Origin of the sequence: Nocardioides marmotae (assembly GCF_013177455.1) — a bacterium.
GTDB lineage: Bacteria > Actinomycetota > Actinomycetes > Propionibacteriales > Nocardioidaceae > Nocardioides > Nocardioides marmotae.
This window is the reverse complement of the sequence record NZ_CP053660.1, coordinates 3,242,381-3,259,639: the sequence shown is the minus strand read 5'-3', so window position 1 is coordinate 3,259,639 and position 17,259 is coordinate 3,242,381. Positions and strand designations below refer to the sequence as shown.

Here is a 17,259-nt window from a genome sequence, read left to right as displayed (position 1 = left end):
ATGACCGGCAGCACCCCGCCGCCGCTTCCGCCCGCCGCGGCCGGCGGGCCACCGCCGCTGCCCGACGGTGAGCCCGCCGAGCCCGCCCCCGCGCCCGAGGCGCCGCCGGTGCTCTTCGCGTCCTGCCCCTCGTGCGGCTCCCAGGTCACCTACGCGCCCGGCACGACCGCGCTGACCTGCGGCGCGTGCGGGGCGTCCCGCGAGATCGACGCGGGGGAGGACACCGTCGTCGACGAGCACTCCTTCGACGACTGGATCGCCGCCCACGCCGACGTCCGGGTCGCCTCCCTCGGCGGGCACGTGCTGCGCTGCGAGGGCTGTGGCGCCCAGGTCGAGACCACCGACCTCGCCGAGAGCTGCCAGTTCTGCACCGGTCACCTCGTGGTGCTCTCCACCCCGGCGGGCCTGGTCGCGCCCGAGGCGGTCGTGCCCTTCACGATCGGCCAGGACGGCGCGCAGGCTGCCTTCCGGGAGTGGGTCACCTCGCGCTGGTTCGCGCCGAACTCCCTCAAGCGGGTCGGGAGAGCCCACTCGCTGCGGGGCACCTACGTGCCTCACTGGACCTTCGACGCCGCCACGACCAGCGACTACACCGGCCGGCGGGGCGACCACTACTACGTGACCCGCACTCGCACGGTCTCGGACGGCAAGGGCGGCACCCGCACCGAGACCTACCAGGAACGCCAGACCCGGTGGAGCCGCGCGTCGGGCCGGGTCGCGCGCGACTTCGACGACGTGGTCGTGCCGGCCACGACGCGGCTCGCGACCGACCGCCTCGACGAGATGGGCCCCTGGAAGCTCGAGACGGCCGTCGCCTACCAACCGGAGTTCCTCTCCGGCTACTCCGCGCTGCGCTACGACGTCGACCCGCAGGACGGGTCCACGGCCGCGCGGGAGCAGATGGCCGAGGTCATCGACTCCGATGTGCGCCGTGACATCGGCGGGGACGAGCAGGAGGTCTCGCGCGTGGACACGACCTACGCGCAGGTGATGTTCAAGCTGGTGCTGCTGCCGCTCTGGCTCGCCTCCTACACCCACGGCGGCAAGCAGTGGCAGGTCATGGTCAACGCCAACACCGGCGAGGTGACCGGCGACCGGCCGTACTCCAATGTCAAGATCGCCCTCGCGGTCCTGGTCGCGCTGGTGCTGGCCCTGGTCGTGGTGCTCCTGGTCCTGCAGGCCCGGGACGGCTCGGACGTCGGGCCGCCGCTCTCCCTGGGCCTCGACCTGCTGCGCGCCGGCACCGCGCGGGCCGGCTCCGGCGTCGGCTCGGGGGTCGGGCCGCCCGCCTAGGCTGGCCGCATGGGTGCGAGCCGCTGGGTCTGGTGGCTGGAGCGGGCCTGGGACCGGGCGCGGCTGCGACGCACCGGCACCCGCCCGCCGACGGAACTGCGGATCGAGGCGTACATCGGGCACGGCAGCGACCTCGGCGTGGTGGTGCGCGGGCGCGTCCTGGACGACCCGGCGCCGTCGGAGGCGGTGGCCGGCGAGGGGGTCGGTGCGGCGGTTCGACGCAGCGTGCGCCAGTTCCTCACCGACGACCTGCCGGGGGTGCCGCTCCAGGTGAGCGTGGCGGGGGAGACCGTGCGGACCACCACCGACGAGGACGGCTACTTCCGCGTGCGGCTGCGACCAGCACCGGGTCGGCTCACCGCGCCGTGGACGACCGGCACCGTCGAGCTCGCGGCGCCGTACCGCGGGATCACCGACCCCCGGACCGTGCCGGTGCAGGTGCTCGTCCCGGAGGCGGGGGCGCGCTTCGCGGTCGTCTCCGACATCGACGACACGATCCTGGAGACCGGCGTGCAGCGGGCGCTGCGGATGGTGGCCCAGACGCTCACCGGCTCGGCGCTGACCCGCACGCCGTTCCCGGGCGCGCCGGAGCTCTACCGCGACCTGGCGGCCGGGGCCAACCCGGTCTTCTACGTCTCCTCCAGCCCGTGGAACCTGCACGCGTTCCTCATCTCGTTCCTGCGCCACCACGGCTTCCCGCTGGGGCCGGTGCTGCTGCGTGACCTGATCGGCACCGCGGCCGGGCGCGAGCAGAAGACCGGCCGGATCCAGGAGGTGCTCGACCTCCACCCGGGGCTCGACGTGGTGCTCATCGGCGACTCGGGGGAGAAGGACCCCGAGGTCTACGCCGCCGTCGCCCGCGCCAACCCCGGCCGGGTCCGCGCGATCTACATCCGCGAGGTCCGCCTCGACCCCGGCGACGGCCGGGTGGAGCGGATCTCGGGGTCGTGGAGCGAGGACGTGCCGTTCGTGCTCGCCGCCGACTCCGACGCCGTACGACGGCACGCGACGGGCCTCGGACTGCTCTGAGCCGGGCGCGGTGAGCCGGGGCCCGCTGAGCCGGGCGCGGGCGGCTCTTCAGCCGGCGTTCAGCGTCGGTGCGCGACGATGGGCCTTCCTGCCGTCCGTCCCGGAGGTTCGTCATGCGTGTGCTCGTCGTCGACGACGAGAGGCGGCTCGCGCGCTCGCTGCGCGTCGGCCTGGAGGCCGAGGGGTTCGCGGTCGACGTCGCCCACGACGGGACCGACGGGCTGTGGCTGGCGCGGGAGAACACCTACGACGCGATCGTGCTGGACCTGATGCTGCCCGGGATCAACGGCTACCAGGTGTGCCGGACGCTGCGCGCCGAGGGCGACTGGACGCCGATCCTCATGCTCACCGCCAAGGACGGCGAGTGGGACCAGGTCGAGGGGCTCGACACGGGCGCGGACGACTACCTGACCAAGCCGTTCTCCTTCCCGGTCCTCGTCGCCCGGCTGCGGGCCGTCGCCCGCCGGGGCGCGCGCGAGCGGCCGACCGAGCTCCAGGTCGGGGACCTGCGGGTCGACCCCGCCTCCCGCCGGGTGTGGCGGGGCGAGGTGGAGGTCGAGCTGACCGCGCGGGAGTTCTCCCTGCTGGCCTTCCTCGCCCGGCACCCCGGTGACGTGGTGTCCAAGCGGCAGATCCTCGAGGGGGTCTGGGACGTCGACTTCGACGGCGACCCCAACATCGTCGAGGTCTACGTCCGCCACCTGCGCAACAAGATCGACCGGCCCTTCGGCCGCGAGGCGATCCAGACGCTGCGGGGCGCGGGCTACCGGCTGGCGAGCAACGGTGGCTGAGCGCTGGACGGGCCGCGCCTCGGTGCGGCTGCGCACCACCGCGGCTGCCGTCGTCGTCGTGGCGGTCGCCCTCGCGATCGGCGCGCTGGTGCTGGTCGCGCTGGTGCGCGGCTCGCTGCGCGACGGGGTGGAGGCCACCGCCGAGCAACGCGCCGCCGACCTGGCGAGCCAGGTCGAGCGCAGCGGGCCGCCGCGGTCGGGGCGGGACCCGGACGGCGACGGGGACGACGCGGACGACGAGGGCGAGGATCCCGACGACCCGGAGGACCTGGTCTGGCAGGTCCTCGACGACGACGGCCGGGTGGTGAGCTCCTCCCAGCCGCTCTTCCGGGCGCTGCCGGCCGACGGCGAGGACGAGGTGCGGTTGCCCGGGGCCGACCAGCCCTACCTGGTGGTGACCGAGGACGCGGACGCCGGCGACGCGTCGTACGACGTCGTGGTCGCGGCCTCCCTGGAGAGCGTCGAGGAGTCGACCGACGCGCTGGTGGCGCCGCTGGCCGTGGGCCTGCCCCTGGTGCTGCTGCTCGTCGGCGGCACGACCTGGGTGGTCGCCGGGCGGGCGCTGGCCCCGGTGGAGCGGATCCGCCGGGAGGTCGAGGGGATCTCCGGTGACCGGCTGGACCGTCGCGTCCCCGAGCCTCCCGCCCGCGACGAGGTGCGCCGTCTGGCGGTCACCATGAACGCCATGCTGACGCGGCTCCAGGCCTCCCGCGACCGGCAGCAGCAGTTCGTCGCCGACGCCTCCCACGAGCTGCGCTCGCCGCTGGCCAGCATCCGGCAGACCGCCGAGGTCGCCCGCGAGCACCCCGGCGCGCTGCCCGAGGGAGAGCTGGCGGAGGCCGTGCTGGAGGAGTCGGTGCGGATGCAGCGCCTCGTCGAGCAGCTGCTCGTGCTGACCCGCGCCGACGAGGGCGCGCTCGCGCGGACCCGGGTCGAGGTCGACCTCGACGACCTCGCGCTCGCCGAGGCCCGACGGGTACGCCGTGCGGGCCTCGCCGTGGACGCCTCCGGGGTCGGACCGGGGCGGGTGCAGGGCGACCCGCTCGCACTGGCGCAGGTGGTCCGCAACCTGGTCGACAACGCCGCCCGGCACGCCGCCTCCAGGCTCGCGGTCTCGGTCGCCGAGCGCGCCGGCACGGTCGAGCTGGCCGTCGAGGACGACGGCCCGGGTGTGCCCGAGGCGGAGCGCGAGCGGGTCTTCGAGCGGTTCGTGCGCCTCGACGACGCCCGCGCCCGTGACGCGGGCGGGAGCGGCCTGGGGCTCGCCATCGTCCGCGAGGCGGTCGCCGCGCACGGCGGCACGGTCGGCGTCTCGACCTCGGCGCTCGGCGGGGCGCGGTTCGTGGTGCGGCTGCCGGCAGCCGCCGCCGAGGGCGCCGGCGGCGCGAGCACCGACGTCGCGGGCGCTTCGCGGCGTACCTGAACGGGCTTTCAGGCGGCTTCAGGGAGGGTTCAGCGACCTCGTCGCATGGTGGTCCCACCACCCCACGAACACCCCCACGAACACCCCCACGAACATGAAGGAGAGGGAGCCATGACCGCCCCCGAGCACACCCCCGCCAGCACCCCCGAGACCACCGAGACCACCTCCCGGTCGCGCCGGCTGCGCAGCAAGCGCGTGATCCTCCCGGCCGTCGCGGCCATTGCCGTCCTCGGCATCGGCGGCACGGTCTGGGCGACCACCGCGAGCGCCGACGGCACGGTCGAGGGCGGCGAGCGCGACCGCGTCGCCGCCGCGGCGGTCCAGGCCGTCGGCAGCGGCGAGGCGGTCGACGTGGAGACCAGCGACGACCCGGGCGAGGCCTACGAGGTCGAGGTCCGCCTGCCCGACGGCGGCGAGGTCGACGTCGCGCTCGACCAGGACCTCGCCCTGGTCGGCCAGGACACCGACGACCGCGACGACACCGACGACACCGACGACACCGACGACATCGACGGTCCTGGCGACCGCGACGCGGACGACCGCGTGCTGGACCCCGCCGAGCGGAAGGCGGCCGAGAAGGCGGCCCTGGACGCCGTCGGCGGCGGCACGGTCACCGACGTCGAGGCCTCCGACGACCCGGGTGAGGCCTACGACGTCGAGGTGCGGGCGACCGACGGCACCGAGTGGGACGTCGAGCTCGACGCCGACCTCCAGGTGCTCCGCAAGACCCAGGGCTGAGCGGTCGGGACCAAGGTCCTCGGGGATCCGGGGCCTGGGTACCTGCCGGGCGCGGGTCGGGCCGACGAGGGTGGTCGCCACACCATCGACGAGGAGGTCCGATGACGACGAACTACGAGCAGCTCGACTGGAGCCCGCTGACCTGGGCGCTCCTGCAGGGAGGCATGGCCCTGGTGGCCGTCTTCTGCATGGGGCTCGCCGTGCTCATGGCGTTCCGCGCCAGCCAGGCGACCGCGCCGGCACCCGCCGCGACCGAGCCGCCCGTGACCGAGCCGCCCGCGACCGAGCTGCCCGTGACCGAGCTGCCGTCGGCCGAGGCCCCGGCGCGCGGTCGGCACGTGGCCGCGGCCTGACGCCACGACGTACGCCGGTCGCGTGAGCGGTCCGACCCGGTCCGAAGGACCTGTGGTCGGGCCCCGCGCGCCGGCGTACGGTCGATCTCGACGAGGGTCGCTGCCCGGTGCGTCGGGTCGGGCCCGTGGGAACCGGCGCGAGGGAGACGACGATGAGCACCGCGATGGACATGCCGCGGGTGGCCGAGTGCACGATCGACGGCTGCTCCTACAACCACGACGGGTGCCACGCCGGCGCCATCACGATCGCCGGGGAGATCGGCGACGCCTCCTGCGCGACGTTCATCCCGCTCGGCACCAAGGGCGGCCTCGACGTCGTCGCCAGCGTCGGCGCCTGCCAGCGCTCGGAGTGCCGGCACAACTCGGCGCTGGAGTGCTCGGCCGACGCGGTCCGCGTCGGCGCGAACGGCAACCAGCACGCCGACTGCCTGACCTACGAGCCGGCCTGACCGGCCTGGAACCGGCGGGCGTGCCCGCCCGCTCCGTACGCTCGGCCCGGTGGGCCTCGACCGTGACGACCTGACCGCCACCCTGGCCGCCGAGCGCGAGCGGCTGCTGCCCGAGACGTCCGGCGAGGTGGGCGACCCGAGCGTCGCCGGCTCCGAGGGACGCTTCGGCATCGCCGTCGTCACCGCCGAGGGCGAGACCTGCGGCACCGAGGACGCCGACGTCGGCTTCCCCGTGCAGTCGGTCGTCAAGCCGTGGGTGTACGCCGTCGCGCTGGCCGACCGGCGCGAGGACGTCCACGAGGCGATCGGCGTCGAGCCGACCGGCGAGCCGTTCGACGCCCTGGAGCTGGAGCTGGAGACCGGCCGGCCGCCGAACCCGATGGTCAACGCCGGCGCGCTGATGGCCGCCTCGCTGGTCGCCGGCACAGGCGTGGCGGAGCGGGTCGAGCGCGTGCTCGACGTCTGCTCCCGCGCCGCGGGACGGAGGCTCTCGGTCGACGAGGACGTCGTCGCCGCCGAGCTCGAGGGCGCCGACCGCAACCGCGCGCTGGCCCACCTGATGCGCGGCGGCGGGATGCTCCCCGGCCCGGTCGAGGACACCGTGGAGGTGCTCGCCCGGGTCTGCTCGATCGAGGTGACCGCGCTCGACCTCGCCGCGATGGCGGCCACCCTCGCCCGGTGGGGCCGGCACCCGGGCTCCGAGGAGCAGGTCGTACCTGCCGCGGTCGCGACCGAGGTGCTCAGCGTGATGGCGACCTGCGGGATGTACGACGGCAGCGGCTGGTGGATCCACCGCGCCGGCATGCCCGCGAAGTCCGGGGTCTCCGGCAGCCTGATGGCGGTCGCCCCCGGCGTGCTCGGCCTCGGCGCCTGGAGCCCGCCGCTCGACGGGGAGGGCAACAGCGTCCGGGCCCTGCTCGCGGGCGTGCGGCTCTCCGAGGAGCTCGGCCTGCACACGTTCGCGCCGGGCGGCCGGTAGCCGCCTTCTCCACCACGGAGCGCCCGGCCCGTGGCACAGTGACCGCCGCCGGGACCCGCCCACAGCCACAGCCCTCACGACCGCGGAGCCCTCACAGGGTCGAGGCGCGGGCGACCAGCTCGGGGGTGAACGTCACCTGCTGGTGGCGGTGATCGGGGTTCGTCGACTCGTCGAGGACCAGCGAGGCGGCGGTGCGGCCGAGCTGGTGGCGCGGCTGGCGCACCGAGGTGAGCGGGACCGCCGCGGCGGCCGCGAACTCGATGTCGTCGTACCCCACGATCGCCAGGTCGCCCGGCACTGACCGGCCGCTGCCGATGGACTGCTGGAGCAGGCCGAGCGCGAGCAGGTCGTTGGCGCAGAACGCCGCGGTCGGCCGGCGCCGGGAGGGCAGCCCGGCCAGGCGCTCGCCGGCGGAGCGGCCCTCGGCGACGGTCATCGCGACGGTCTCGAGCGGCACCAGGTCGGCGGGGTCGAGGCCGGCGTCGACCCAGGCGGCCCGCGCCCCGGCGTACCGGTCGTGGACCTGGCCGATGCTCGTGGGCCCGCCGACGACGGCCACGCGCCGGTGGCCGCGGCCCACCAGGTGCTCGACGGCGAGCCGGCCGCCCAGGACGTCGTCGACGGCGACGGTGCAGAAGTCCTCGAGCCGGCGGGTGCGGTCGACCACGACGATCGGGGTGCCGCGCCGCGCGACCTGGTGGAGCGCGACGGCGTCGGGGTCGACCGGGGTGATCAGGATGCCCTGGACGCGCTGCTGCTCGAGGCGCGTGAGGTGCGCGGCCTCCCGGTCGGCGCGGTTGGCGCTGTTGCAGAGGACCACCGACAGCGCGGCGTCGTCCGCGGCGTCGTCGATGCCGGCCGCGACGTCGGTGAAGAACGGGTTGCCGGCGTCGAGCACGACGTAGGCCAGGGTCCGGCTCCTGCCGGCCCGCAGCTGGCGGGCCGACTCGTTGCGCACGAAGCCGAGCTCGGCCATCACCCGCTCCACGCGCTCGCGGGTCGCGGGGCTGACCCGGTCGGGCCGGTTCAGCACGTTCGAGACGGTCCCCAGGGAGACGCCGGCCGCCGCGGCCACGTCCTTGACCGACGCGCTGTGCACGCTCACCGGTGCCTCCTGCAGGGGTGGGGAGGTGAAGCCGGGTGAACGGTACACACGCCGGCCGCCCGCGGTGGGTGTCTCGGCAGGGACCGGCCGAGGTGCGAAGGTGGAGCCATGCGCGTCGCGTTGATGGTCACCTGCGTCAACGACGCGATGTTCCCCGAGACCGGCAAGGCCGTCGTGCGGCTGCTGCGCCGGCTCGGCGTGGAGGTGGACTTCCCGGCCGCACAGACCTGCTGTGCGCAGCCGATGGTCAACACCGGCTACCTCGACGAGGCGGTGCCGGTGGTGCGGACCTTCGTCGAGGCGTTCGCGGGGTACGACGCCGTCGTGACGCCCAGCGGCTCGTGCGCCGGCTCGGCGCGGCACCAGCACGGCCTGGTCGCGCGCCGCTCGGGCGACGCCGGCCTGGCCGCGGCGGTCGCGGAGACCTCCCCGAAGGTCTACGAGCTCTCGGAGTTCCTCGTCGACGTGCTGGGTGTGGTCGACGTGGGCGCTTACTTCCCGCACACGGTCACCTACCACCCGACCTGCCACTCGCTGCGGATGCTCGGGGTGGGCGACCGGCCCCGGCGGCTGCTGGAGCACGTGCGCGGGCTGCGGCTGGTCGAGCTGCCCGGTGCGGAGCAGTGCTGCGGGTTCGGTGGGACGTTCGCGGTCAAGAACGCCGACACCTCGGTGGCGATGGGGGCCGACAAGGCCCGGCACGTGCGCGAGACCGGGGCGGAGGTGCTGGTGGCCGGCGACAACTCCTGCCTGATGCACGTCGGCGGGGTGCTCTCGCGCCAGCAGGCCGGCGTACGCGTCGTGCACCTCGCGGAGATCCTGGCCTCGACCGAGGCGGACGCGGGTGGCCCCTCGGGGCATCCGCAGCTCGGCCTGGCGGGGGAGGGGCAGCGGTGAGCGGGACCTTCGTGGGGATGCCGGCGTTCCCGACCGCCGCGCGGTCGGCGTTGGCCGACACCCAGCTGCGGCACAACCTGGCCCACGCCACCTCCACGATCCGCGCCAAGCGGGCGGCCGTGGTCGGCGAGGTCGAGGAGTGGGAGGAGCTGCGGCTGGCCGGGGCGGCGGTCAAGGAGGCCGCGCTGCGCGACCTCGACACCCACCTGCTGCGGCTCGAGGAGTCGCTGACCGCCCGCGGCGCCACGGTCCACTGGGCCCGCGACGCCGCCGAGGCCAACGAGATCGTCGTGCGGATCGCCCAGGACCACCAGGCCGAGGAGGTGGTCAAGGTCAAGTCGATGGTCACCCAGGAGATCGGGCTGAACGAGGCGCTGGCCGAGCACGGCATCGCCGCCTGGGAGACCGACCTGGCCGAGCTGATCGTCCAGCTCGGCGACGACCTGCCCAGCCACATCCTGGTCCCCGCGATCCACCGCAACCGGGCCGAGGTCCGCGAGATCTTCCTGCGCGCGATGGGCACGGTCGGCCGGCCGGCGCCCGCCGACCTCACCGACGAGCCGGCCGTGCTGGCCGGCGCCGCGCGCGAGCACCTGCGCGAGAAGTTCCTGCGGGCCCGGGTCGCGGTCTCGGGGGCCAACGTCGCCGTCGCCGAGACCGGCACCCTGGTCGTGGTGGAGTCCGAGGGCAACGGCCGGATGTGCCTGACCCTGCCCGAGGTGCTCATCAGCGTGGTGGGCATCGAGAAGGTCGTCCCGCGCTGGGCGGACCTCGACCCGCTGCTGCGGCTGCTGCCGCGCTCGTCGACCGGCGAGCGGATGAACCCCTACACCTCCACCTGGACCGGCGTCACCCCCGGCGACGGTCCCCAGGAGGTGCACGTCGTGCTGCTCGACAACGGCCGCACCCGGGCGCTGGCCGACGACGTCGGCCGCCAGGCGCTGCGGTGCATCCGCTGCTCGGCCTGCCTCAACGCCTGCCCGGTCTACGAGCGCACCGGCGGCCACGCCTACGGCTCGGTCTACCCCGGCCCGATCGGCGCGATCCTCAACCCGCTGATGAAGGGCACCGGCCGGCCCGGGCTCGAGGGGGAGCAGGTCGACTCCCTGCCCTACGCCTCCTCGCTGTGCGGTGCCTGCTTCGAGGTCTGCCCGGTACGCATCGACATCCCCGAGGTGCTGGTCCACCTGCGCTCCCAGGTCGTCGACCACCACCGCGGCGACACCGTGCCCAAGGCCGAGGCGGTCGCGATGAGGGCCGCCGCCTGGTCCTTCTCCGACAGCCGCCGGCTCGCGTGGGTCGAGCGCGCCTCCGGCGTCGCCGGCCGGGTCCTGGGCCGCTTCGGGCGTACGACGCTGCCGGGTGGCCGGCGCGCCGCCGGCCGGGTCCCCGGGCCCGGCGCCGCGGCCTGGACCGGGGCCCGCGACCTGCCCGCCCCGCCGCGGGAGTCCTTCCGTGCGTGGTGGCGACGGACCGACGGAGGACGCTCATGACCAGCGCACGCGAGGAGATCCTCGGGCGGGTCCGCACCGCCCTCGAGGGCGTCGACCGGACCGCACCGGTCGCCCCCGCCCCGCGGATCGTGCCGGTGCCCGACCTGGTCGGGCGGTTCGCCGACCGGGTCGAGCACTACCGCGCGGTCGTCGAACGCTGCGCGGCCGCCGACCTCGAGGGAGTCGTCGCCGCCGCGCTGGCCCGGCACCTGCCCGGCGGCGCCGGGGCCGTCGTCGTACCGTCCGGCCTGTCCTTCGCCGTCGCGGGCGCCGTCGTCGACAGCGGCCTCGACGCCCACGAGCTCGACCGGGTCGACGCGGTCGTCACCGAGGCCGCGGTCGGCATCGCCGAGACCGGCACGATCGTCCTGGACCACGGCCCCGGCCAGGGCCGCCGCGCGCTCACGCTCGTGCCCGACCGGCACGTCTGCGTCGTCCGCGCCGACCAGGTCGTCCCCGACGTCCCCGACGCCCTGGCCCGGCTCGACCCCGCCCGCCCGCTCACCTTCGTCAGCGGCCCCTCGGCCACCAGCGACATCGAGCTGGACCGGGTCGAGGGCGTCCACGGCCCCCGCACCCTGCACGTGGTGGTCGTCGAGGCCCGGACCCCCTGACGCACTCGCGTGACCTCCGCTACGCTCACGAACAAACAGTCACGCCTGACTTTTTGTGTCAGCACCGAGCGTCCCGGAGTGTGTCTTGAGCGAGTCCGACCTGCCCACCCAGCTCGCCGGCTTCTCGCGCGTCGTCCGCGCGGGTGCCGATGTCGCCGCGCCCCTGGCGCTGGCCCAGGACCTGGTCGCCGACCTGGCCGGGTACGCCGCCTGGCTGAGCATGCACGCCTCCTTCCGCGGGACCCCGCCGGAGGTCGCCAGCGCCGGTGACACCTTCGAGGAGCAGGTCACCTTGATGGGGATCCCGGCCGACATCGCCTGGACGGTCGTCGAGGCCGATGCCGGCGTGGTGGGCCTCGACGGGACCGGCCCGATGGACCTCACCCTCGGGCTGCGGATCTCGGTGACCGGCGAGGACGGCGCTGTCCGGGTGGCGGTCGAGGCCGGCATCGGGGGAGACCCGGTCGAGGGCCCGCTGGGCGCGACGGTCGCCGCGAGCGTCGAGGAGGCGCTGGTGGACTCCGCGGCCCGGTTCGCCGCGCGGGCAGCCGGGCTCGCCGCGGACCCGGCCACCTCCGCGGGCGGGCGGTTCCCGCGTCGTACCGTCGTCCACGAGCGCTCCGGGGTCCGCCTCGACCCGCGCACCCCGGTGCTCGTCGGCGTCGGGCAGGTCGCCCAGCGCGAGCCGGACCTCGGCGCGCCCAAGGACCCGGTGGCCCTGGCCGTCGAGGCGCTGCGCCGCGCGGGCGCCGACAGCGGCGCCGGCGAGGAGGTGCTGCGGGCCGCGGACGCGGTCTACGCCGTCGCGAGCGCCTCGTGGACCTACCGCGACGCCGCCGCGCTCGTGGCCGAGGCGCTCGGCGCCGAGCCCGAGGAGACCGCGATGTCCGCGCCGTACGGCGGCGACGCCGGCCAGGTGCTCATCAACACCGCTGGCCAGGCGGTCGCCGACGGCCGCTTCGACGTGGTGCTGGTCTGTGGCGCCGAGGCCGGGGCGACCCTGGCGGCCGCGCAGAAGCAGGGCCTCGACCTCGACTGGCCGACCCAGCCCGCCGACGTCGCGCCCGACCGCGTCATCGGCAGCGACCGCGAGGCCAACAACGGCCCCGAGTCGGCCGCCGGGCTGACCGTGCCGGTCTACACCTACGCGCTGATGGAGTCCGCGATCCGGGCGAAGGCCGGCGAGACCCCCGAGGAGCACCGCCGCACCATCACCGGGCTCTGGTCGCGCCTCTCCGAGGTCGCCGCCGGCAACGAGCACGCCTGGCTGCCGCAGGCCTTCACCCCCGAGCAGCTGGCCACCCCCGACGCCGGCAACCGGATGATCAGCGAGCCCTACCCGAAGCTGCTGTGCGCGAACCTGACCGTCGACCTCGCCGCCGGCGTGGTCGTCACCAGCGTCGCGGCCGCCGAGGCGCTCGGGATCCCGCAGGACCAGTGGGTCTTCCTGCACGCCGGCGCGGCGGCGTACGACGAGTGGTTCGTCTCCGAGCGCCGCGACCTCGCGGCCTCCCCGGCCATCCGGGCGATCGGCGAGGCGGCCTTCGCGCACGCCGGGATCGGCCCCGGCGACGTGCGCCACGTCGACCTCTACTCCTGCTTCCCGGCCGCGGTCCAGATCGCCGCGGGGGAGCTCGGCTTCCCCATCGACGACCCCGAGCGGCCGCTCTCGGTGACCGGCGGGCTGACCTTCGCCGGCGGGCCCGGCAACAACTACGGCACGCACGCGGTGGCCACCCTCGTCGGGCGGCTGCGCCAGGACCCGGAGGCCTACGGGCTCTCGACCTCCCTGGGCTGGTTCGTCACCAAGCACGCGCTGGGGATCTACTCCGCCACGCCGCCGCGCTCGGCCTACCGCGCCCTCCACCCGGTGCTCCTGCCCGAGCGCTCCCGCCCCGCGCTCGACACCTGGTCGGGCCCGGGCGTGGTGGAGGCGGCGACCGCGCAGTACGACCGGTCCGGCGCCCCCGAGCACGCCATCGTCTCGGTGCTGACCCCGGCCGGCGAGCGGGTGCTGGTCCGCTCCGCCCAGCCCGAGGTGCTCGCCGAGGTCGTCGGCGGGGACCCGCTGCACCGCCCGGTCGAGGTGACCGACGCCAAGACGCTGCGGTTCACCGGCACCGAGCGGCAGGAGCTGCCCGAGCCGCCGGAGCCGCCGGTGCTGGCCGAGCGCCGCGGGTCGGTGCTGGTGGTCACGATCAACCGGCCCCACCGGCGCAACGCGATCGACCTGCGCACCGCCCAGCTGCTCGAACGGGTCATCGACGCCTTCGAGGCCGACGAGGAGCTGCGGGTGGCGGTGCTGACCGGCGCCGGCGGGACGTTCTCGGCCGGGATGGACCTCAAGGCCGCGGCCGCGGGCTCCTTCGCCCTGACCGACAAGCGCGGCCCGCTCGGCATCTCCGCCCTGCCGATCGCCAAGCCGGTCATCGCCGCGGTCGAGGGCCACGCGCTGGCCGGCGGCTGCGAGCTGGCGCTCGTCGCGGACCTGATCGTCGCCGCGACCGACTCGCAGTTCGGCATCCCCGAGCCCAAGCGTGGCCTGGTCGCCGCCGCCGGTGGCGTGCTCCGCCTGACCGAGCGGCTGCCGCGCAACGTCGCGATGGAGCTCGCGCTCACCGGCAACCCGATGCCGGCGACCCGGATGGCCGAGCTCGGGCTGGTCAACCGGCTCGCCGAGCCCGGTGCCGTGCTCGACGCCGCCCTCGCGCTGGCCGAGGAGATCGTCGCCAACGCGCCGCTCTCGGTCGCCGCGAGCCGCCGGATCGTGCTCGAGTCGCCGTCCTGGTCGCCCGAGGAGGCCTTCGCCCGCCAGAGCGACCTGGCCGGCGTCGCGGTCACCTCCGAGGACGCCGCCGAGGGGATCGCCGCCTTCGCCGAGCACCGCGAGCCGGTCTGGAAGGGCCGCTGAGCCGGCTGCTTGCTGGCTGTTAGCGCGGCTGGGGCGGTGGTCGGCGTCCGCCGCTTGTAACGCACTGTTCGCTGCTCTTCCTGCACGCTGCAACATGCAGGAAGAGCGGTGAACGATGCGTTACAAGGCCGGGGCCGCCCGCTAGCCGGGCTAGCAGGCGATCCGCGGGGGAGGGTCAGGCCCAGGCCTCGACGGCCCGCTCGAGGTTGACCCAGACGGCGGCGGCGGGCAGGTGCTTGTCGTCGAGGCTGGCGAGCTGGGCGACGAGCAGGCCGAGCTCCGCCACGGTGCGCTCGGCATCGGCGGTGGGGGCGTCGTCGGCGTCCTCCTCGACCGGGTCCTCATCCGCGCTGCGGAGCATGGTGGCCACCGCCCGCATCGCGCGCGCCATCGTCTCGCGCAGCTCGCGGGCCGACTCCTCGTCGGCGTGGACGGCGGAGCGCTGGTCCGAGACCAGCACGGAGACCTCGTCGACGCAGCCGGCGAGCCGCTCGAGCGCCCGGGCCTGGGTGTAGCGGCGGTCGGCGGTCTGCGACCAGCGGCCGGCCCGCCAGTTGGCGCGGCGGGCGTCGTCGGCCTCCGCGACGAGCTCGCGCAGGCTGGTCAGGTGCGGCTCGAGGCGCCGCCGCTGCTCCTCCCACGTCGACTCGTGGACCACGTCCTCGCCGAGCAGGGCCTCCGCGAGGCCGTCGAGCTCCGCGGCCAGCCGGTGCCGCAGCCGGGCCTGGGCGCGGGCCACCGGCGCGAGCGGCAGCTGGGGCAGCAGGGCGTTGACGGCGGTGGCGACGAGGGCGCCGAACGCCGTGAGCCCGAGGTACGCCGCGACGTACGCCCCCGGGTCGCGCCCGCCGATGACCAGCACGAAGAGCGCCGCGACGAGCACCCACCCGCCCATCGACCCGAGCAGGTGCAACCCCGCGATCAGGGTGGCCACCGCGATGGTCAGCCCCAGCGCGAGCCAGCCCGGCGCGTCGAGGGCGCCGACGCCGGTCGCGATCGCGGCGCCGATGGCGATCGCGACGATGGTCTGCAGCGAGGTGCGCACCGAGCCGACGACCGTGGTCGACATCGCGACCGCGGCGCCCATCGGCGCGTAGTAGTGGTACTGCCCGAGGTCGCCGCCGACCGGTTGGACCAGGAGCCAGGCGAGGCCGGCGGCGAGGGCGGTCTTGAGGGCGAGCAGCCACCGCGGGTGCAGCCAGGTGGCCACGCGCGCGCGGCGCAGGAGCTCGGTGGGGGGTGTCGCGGACATACCCACCCGGGTACCCGCGTCGATGGTTGCGTTCACCCCCTGGGGTGAGAGTGGTCACACTCGATCGGCGGCACCGTGGGGGCATGGACTCGGGAACGGCACGGCCGGTGACGCTGACCGCGGTCGAGCGCGGGGACCGCCGCGACCGCCCGGCCTTCTGGTACGACGAAGCAGGTGCGCCCCGCGACGACGTCGAGGCGGTCGCCTCCGTCCTCGCCGAGCAGGGCTACGACCTCGACGCGATCACCGGCTGGTTCGTCCGGCCCAACCCCGGGCTGCCGGGCCGGGCGGCCCCGGTCGACCTGTTGCCGGCCCACGTCGGGCGGGTCCTCGCCCTCGCCGGCTCGGCCCGGCCCTCCGGCCGCGCGCCGACGCCGCGCTGATCCCGTAGGCGCGCCCGGCGTGCTTGGATCGCCGGATGGACAAGGTGAGCGGGTCGGCTGCCGAGGCGGTCGCCGACATCGGGAACGGGTCGACCGTGGCCGTGGGCGGCTTCGGGTTGTGCGGGATCCCGTCGGTGCTGATCGAGGCGTTGCTGGCCTCCGGCGTGAGGGACCTCGAGGCGGTCTCGAACAACGCCGGGGTCGACGACTGGGGGCTGGGCCGGCTGCTCGCGGCCGGTCGGCTGCGGCGGATGGTGGCCTCCTACGTCGGGGAGAACCGTGAGTTCGCCCGGCAGTATCTCGCCGGGGAGCTCGAGGTCGAGCTGACCCCGCAGGGCACGCTCGCGGAGCGGATGCGCGCGGGCGGGTCGGGGATCCCGGCGTTCTACACCGCCACCGGGGTCGGCACGCAGGTCGCCGAGGGCGGGCTGCCATGGCGCTACGACAGCGACGGGAACGTCGTGGTCTCCTCCCCGCCCAAGCGGACCGAGACCTTCGAGACCCCCGAGGGCCCGAAGGAGTTCGTGCTGGAGCACGCGATCGTGGCGGACTTCGCGCTGGTGCGGGCCTGGCGCGGTGACCGGCACGGCAACCTCGTCTACCGGGACTCCGCGCGCAACTTCAACCCGCTGGCGGCGATGTGCGGGCGGGTCACCATCGCGGAGGTCGAGGAGCTCGTCGAGCCCGGCGAGATCGATCCCAACCACGTGCACACGCCCGGGGTGTTCGTGCAGCGCGTGGTCGCGCTGACCCCCGAGCAGGCCGCCGACAAGCGCATCGAGAAGAGGATGGTCCGATGAGCTGGAGCCGCGAGGAGATGGCCGCGCGGGCGGCCGCCGAGCTGAGCGACGGGTCGTACGTCAACCTCGGGATCGGGCTGCCGACGCTGGTGCCGAGCTACGTCGCCGACGACGTCGAGCTGGTGCTGCAGTCGGAGAACGGCATCCTCGGCGTCGGGGCCTACCCGGTCGCGGGCGAGGAGGACGCCGACCTGGTCAACGCCGGCAAGGAGACCGTGACCGTGCGGCGCGGGGCGTCGTTCTTCGACTCCGCGACCAGCTTCGGGATGATCCGCGGCGGCAAGATCGACGCCGCGATCCTCGGCGCGATGCAGGTCAGCGCGGCCGGGGACATCGCCAACTGGATGATCCCCGGGAAGATGGTCAAGGGCATGGGCGGCGCCATGGACCTGGTCCACGGCGCGAAGAAGGTGATCGTGCTGATGGAGCACGTCGCCCGCGACGGGTCCTACAAGATCGTCGAGGAGTGCTCACTGCCCTACACCGGCCGCGGGGTCGTGCAGCGGATCATCACCGACCTCGCCGTCATCGACGTCGTCCCGGCCGCCGAGGGCGGCGGGCTGCGGCTCGTCGAGCTCGCGCCCGGCGTCACCGAGGACGAGGTCCGCGACAAGACCGAGCCGCCGCTGCGCTGAGCCGCCGCTGCGCTGAGCCGCGCTGGCCCGCGCTGGCCCGCGCCGGCCCGCGCCGGCCCGCGCCGGCCGAAGGCGCGGGCCCGGCTCGGCCGAACCGCCTCCACCCGGGCCGCG

At 75.3% G+C, this 17,259-nt stretch carries 17 protein-coding genes; 15 read left to right on the top strand and 2 right to left on the bottom strand.

Annotated elements, in window-relative coordinates; genetic code table 11:
• The 8 genes from HPC71_RS15565 to glsA all read left to right on the top strand — a co-directional run bounded on the left by HPC71_RS15565 (position 1) and on the right by glsA (position 7,055).
• On the top strand, positions 1–1,293 hold the full coding sequence (locus tag HPC71_RS15565; protein WP_195849514.1) for a TFIIB-type zinc ribbon-containing protein: 1,293 nt from the start codon (positions 1–3) through the stop codon (positions 1,291–1,293).
• A 9-nt stretch (positions 1,294–1,302) separates the two neighbouring features.
• Positions 1,303–2,322, top strand: coding sequence for an App1 family protein phosphatidate phosphatase (locus HPC71_RS15560; RefSeq protein ID WP_154614828.1), 1,020 nt, complete (start codon positions 1,303–1,305; stop codon positions 2,320–2,322).
• A gap of 113 nt (positions 2,323–2,435) precedes the next feature.
• Complete coding sequence (locus HPC71_RS15555; RefSeq protein ID WP_154613226.1) at positions 2,436–3,113, top strand: response regulator transcription factor; 678 nt, start codon at positions 2,436–2,438, stop codon at positions 3,111–3,113.
• Complete coding sequence (locus HPC71_RS15550) at positions 3,106–4,536, top strand: sensor histidine kinase (RefSeq protein ID WP_171896894.1); 1,431 nt, start codon at positions 3,106–3,108, stop codon at positions 4,534–4,536. Before HPC71_RS15555 ends, HPC71_RS15550 begins: the two co-directional genes overlap by 8 nt.
• A gap of 111 nt (positions 4,537–4,647) precedes the next feature.
• A complete protein-coding gene (locus tag HPC71_RS15545; RefSeq protein ID WP_154614829.1) occupies positions 4,648–5,274 on the top strand; it encodes a PepSY domain-containing protein in 627 nt (208 codons plus the stop codon).
• 101 nt (positions 5,275–5,375) lie between these two features.
• A complete protein-coding gene (locus tag HPC71_RS15540; protein ID WP_154614830.1) occupies positions 5,376–5,627 on the top strand; it encodes a hypothetical protein in 252 nt (83 codons plus the stop codon).
• A gap of 152 nt (positions 5,628–5,779) precedes the next feature.
• Entirely contained in the window at positions 5,780–6,076 is a 297-nt protein-coding gene (locus HPC71_RS15535) for a DUF1540 domain-containing protein (RefSeq protein ID WP_154613223.1), read from the top strand.
• Between the two features lie 49 nt (positions 6,077–6,125).
• Positions 6,126–7,055: a glutaminase A gene (gene glsA, locus HPC71_RS15530; protein ID WP_171896893.1), complete on the top strand. Its 930-nt coding sequence runs from the start codon at positions 6,126–6,128 to the stop codon at positions 7,053–7,055.
• 91 nt (positions 7,056–7,146) lie between these two features.
• Here glsA and HPC71_RS15525 read toward each other — a convergent pair whose 3' ends face one another.
• Entirely contained in the window at positions 7,147–8,160 is a 1,014-nt protein-coding gene (locus HPC71_RS15525; RefSeq protein ID WP_253943739.1) for a LacI family DNA-binding transcriptional regulator, read from the bottom strand.
• Between the two features lie 108 nt (positions 8,161–8,268).
• Here HPC71_RS15525 and HPC71_RS15520 point away from each other — a divergent pair, with 108 nt between their 5' ends.
• From HPC71_RS15520 to HPC71_RS15505, 4 genes are all read left to right on the top strand, one after another.
• The gene (locus tag HPC71_RS15520) at positions 8,269–9,057 is read left to right on the top strand and encodes a (Fe-S)-binding protein (RefSeq protein ID WP_154614831.1); all 789 of its coding nucleotides are present in this window, start codon (positions 8,269–8,271) and stop codon (positions 9,055–9,057) included.
• Entirely contained in the window at positions 9,054–10,550 is a 1,497-nt protein-coding gene (locus tag HPC71_RS15515) for a lactate utilization protein B (protein WP_253943738.1), read from the top strand. Before HPC71_RS15520 ends, HPC71_RS15515 begins: the two co-directional genes overlap by 4 nt.
• Entirely contained in the window at positions 10,547–11,164 is a 618-nt protein-coding gene (locus tag HPC71_RS15510) for a LutC/YkgG family protein (protein ID WP_154614832.1), read from the top strand. Before HPC71_RS15515 ends, HPC71_RS15510 begins: the two co-directional genes overlap by 4 nt.
• An 85-nt stretch (positions 11,165–11,249) precedes the next feature.
• Positions 11,250–14,075 carry a crotonase/enoyl-CoA hydratase family protein gene (locus HPC71_RS15505; RefSeq protein ID WP_230084192.1) on the top strand — a complete coding sequence of 942 codons (2,826 nt, stop codon included), beginning with the start codon at positions 11,250–11,252 and terminating at the stop codon, positions 14,073–14,075.
• A gap of 175 nt (positions 14,076–14,250) precedes the next feature.
• Here the strand turns inward: HPC71_RS15505 and HPC71_RS15500 are convergent, their stop codons facing one another.
• A complete protein-coding gene (locus HPC71_RS15500; protein ID WP_154614833.1) occupies positions 14,251–15,327 on the bottom strand; it encodes an aromatic acid exporter family protein in 1,077 nt (358 codons plus the stop codon).
• 83 nt (positions 15,328–15,410) lie between these two features.
• Between HPC71_RS15500 and HPC71_RS15495 the strand changes: the two genes are divergently transcribed.
• From HPC71_RS15495 to HPC71_RS15485, 3 genes are read left to right on the top strand one after another with little or no spacing between them, the layout of a single operon-like run.
• Positions 15,411–15,710, top strand: a complete 300-nt coding sequence (locus HPC71_RS15495; RefSeq protein ID WP_154614834.1) for a hypothetical protein — start codon at positions 15,411–15,413, stop codon at positions 15,708–15,710.
• A 35-nt stretch (positions 15,711–15,745) separates the two neighbouring features.
• Positions 15,746–16,510 (top strand): CoA transferase subunit A, encoded by a 765-nt coding sequence (locus tag HPC71_RS15490; protein ID WP_154614835.1) that lies wholly within the window; start codon positions 15,746–15,748, stop codon positions 16,508–16,510.
• A complete protein-coding gene (locus tag HPC71_RS15485; RefSeq protein ID WP_154613217.1) occupies positions 16,507–17,145 on the top strand; it encodes a 3-oxoacid CoA-transferase subunit B in 639 nt (212 codons plus the stop codon). Before HPC71_RS15490 ends, HPC71_RS15485 begins: the two co-directional genes overlap by 4 nt.
• Positions 17,146–17,259: the final 114 nt, after the last annotated feature.

Coding starts and splice junctions, on each gene's coding strand:
- HPC71_RS15565 (WP_195849514.1), top strand. CDS start 1: ATGACCGGCAGCACCCCGCCGCCGCTTCCGCCCGCCGCGGCCGGCGGG.
- HPC71_RS15560 (WP_154614828.1), top strand. CDS start 1,303: ATGGGTGCGAGCCGCTGGGTCTGGTGGCTGGAGCGGGCCTGGGACCGG.
- HPC71_RS15555 (WP_154613226.1), top strand. CDS start 2,436: ATGCGTGTGCTCGTCGTCGACGACGAGAGGCGGCTCGCGCGCTCGCTG.
- HPC71_RS15545 (WP_154614829.1), top strand. CDS start 4,648: ATGACCGCCCCCGAGCACACCCCCGCCAGCACCCCCGAGACCACCGAG.
- HPC71_RS15540 (WP_154614830.1), top strand. CDS start 5,376: ATGACGACGAACTACGAGCAGCTCGACTGGAGCCCGCTGACCTGGGCG.
- HPC71_RS15535 (WP_154613223.1), top strand. CDS start 5,780: ATGAGCACCGCGATGGACATGCCGCGGGTGGCCGAGTGCACGATCGAC.
- HPC71_RS15520 (WP_154614831.1), top strand. CDS start 8,269: ATGCGCGTCGCGTTGATGGTCACCTGCGTCAACGACGCGATGTTCCCC.
- HPC71_RS15510 (WP_154614832.1), top strand. CDS start 10,547: ATGACCAGCGCACGCGAGGAGATCCTCGGGCGGGTCCGCACCGCCCTC.
- HPC71_RS15500 (WP_154614833.1), bottom strand. CDS start 15,327: ATGTCCGCGACACCCCCCACCGAGCTCCTGCGCCGCGCGCGCGTGGCC.
- HPC71_RS15495 (WP_154614834.1), top strand. CDS start 15,411: ATGGACTCGGGAACGGCACGGCCGGTGACGCTGACCGCGGTCGAGCGC.
- HPC71_RS15490 (WP_154614835.1), top strand. CDS start 15,746: ATGGACAAGGTGAGCGGGTCGGCTGCCGAGGCGGTCGCCGACATCGGG.
- HPC71_RS15485 (WP_154613217.1), top strand. CDS start 16,507: ATGAGCTGGAGCCGCGAGGAGATGGCCGCGCGGGCGGCCGCCGAGCTG.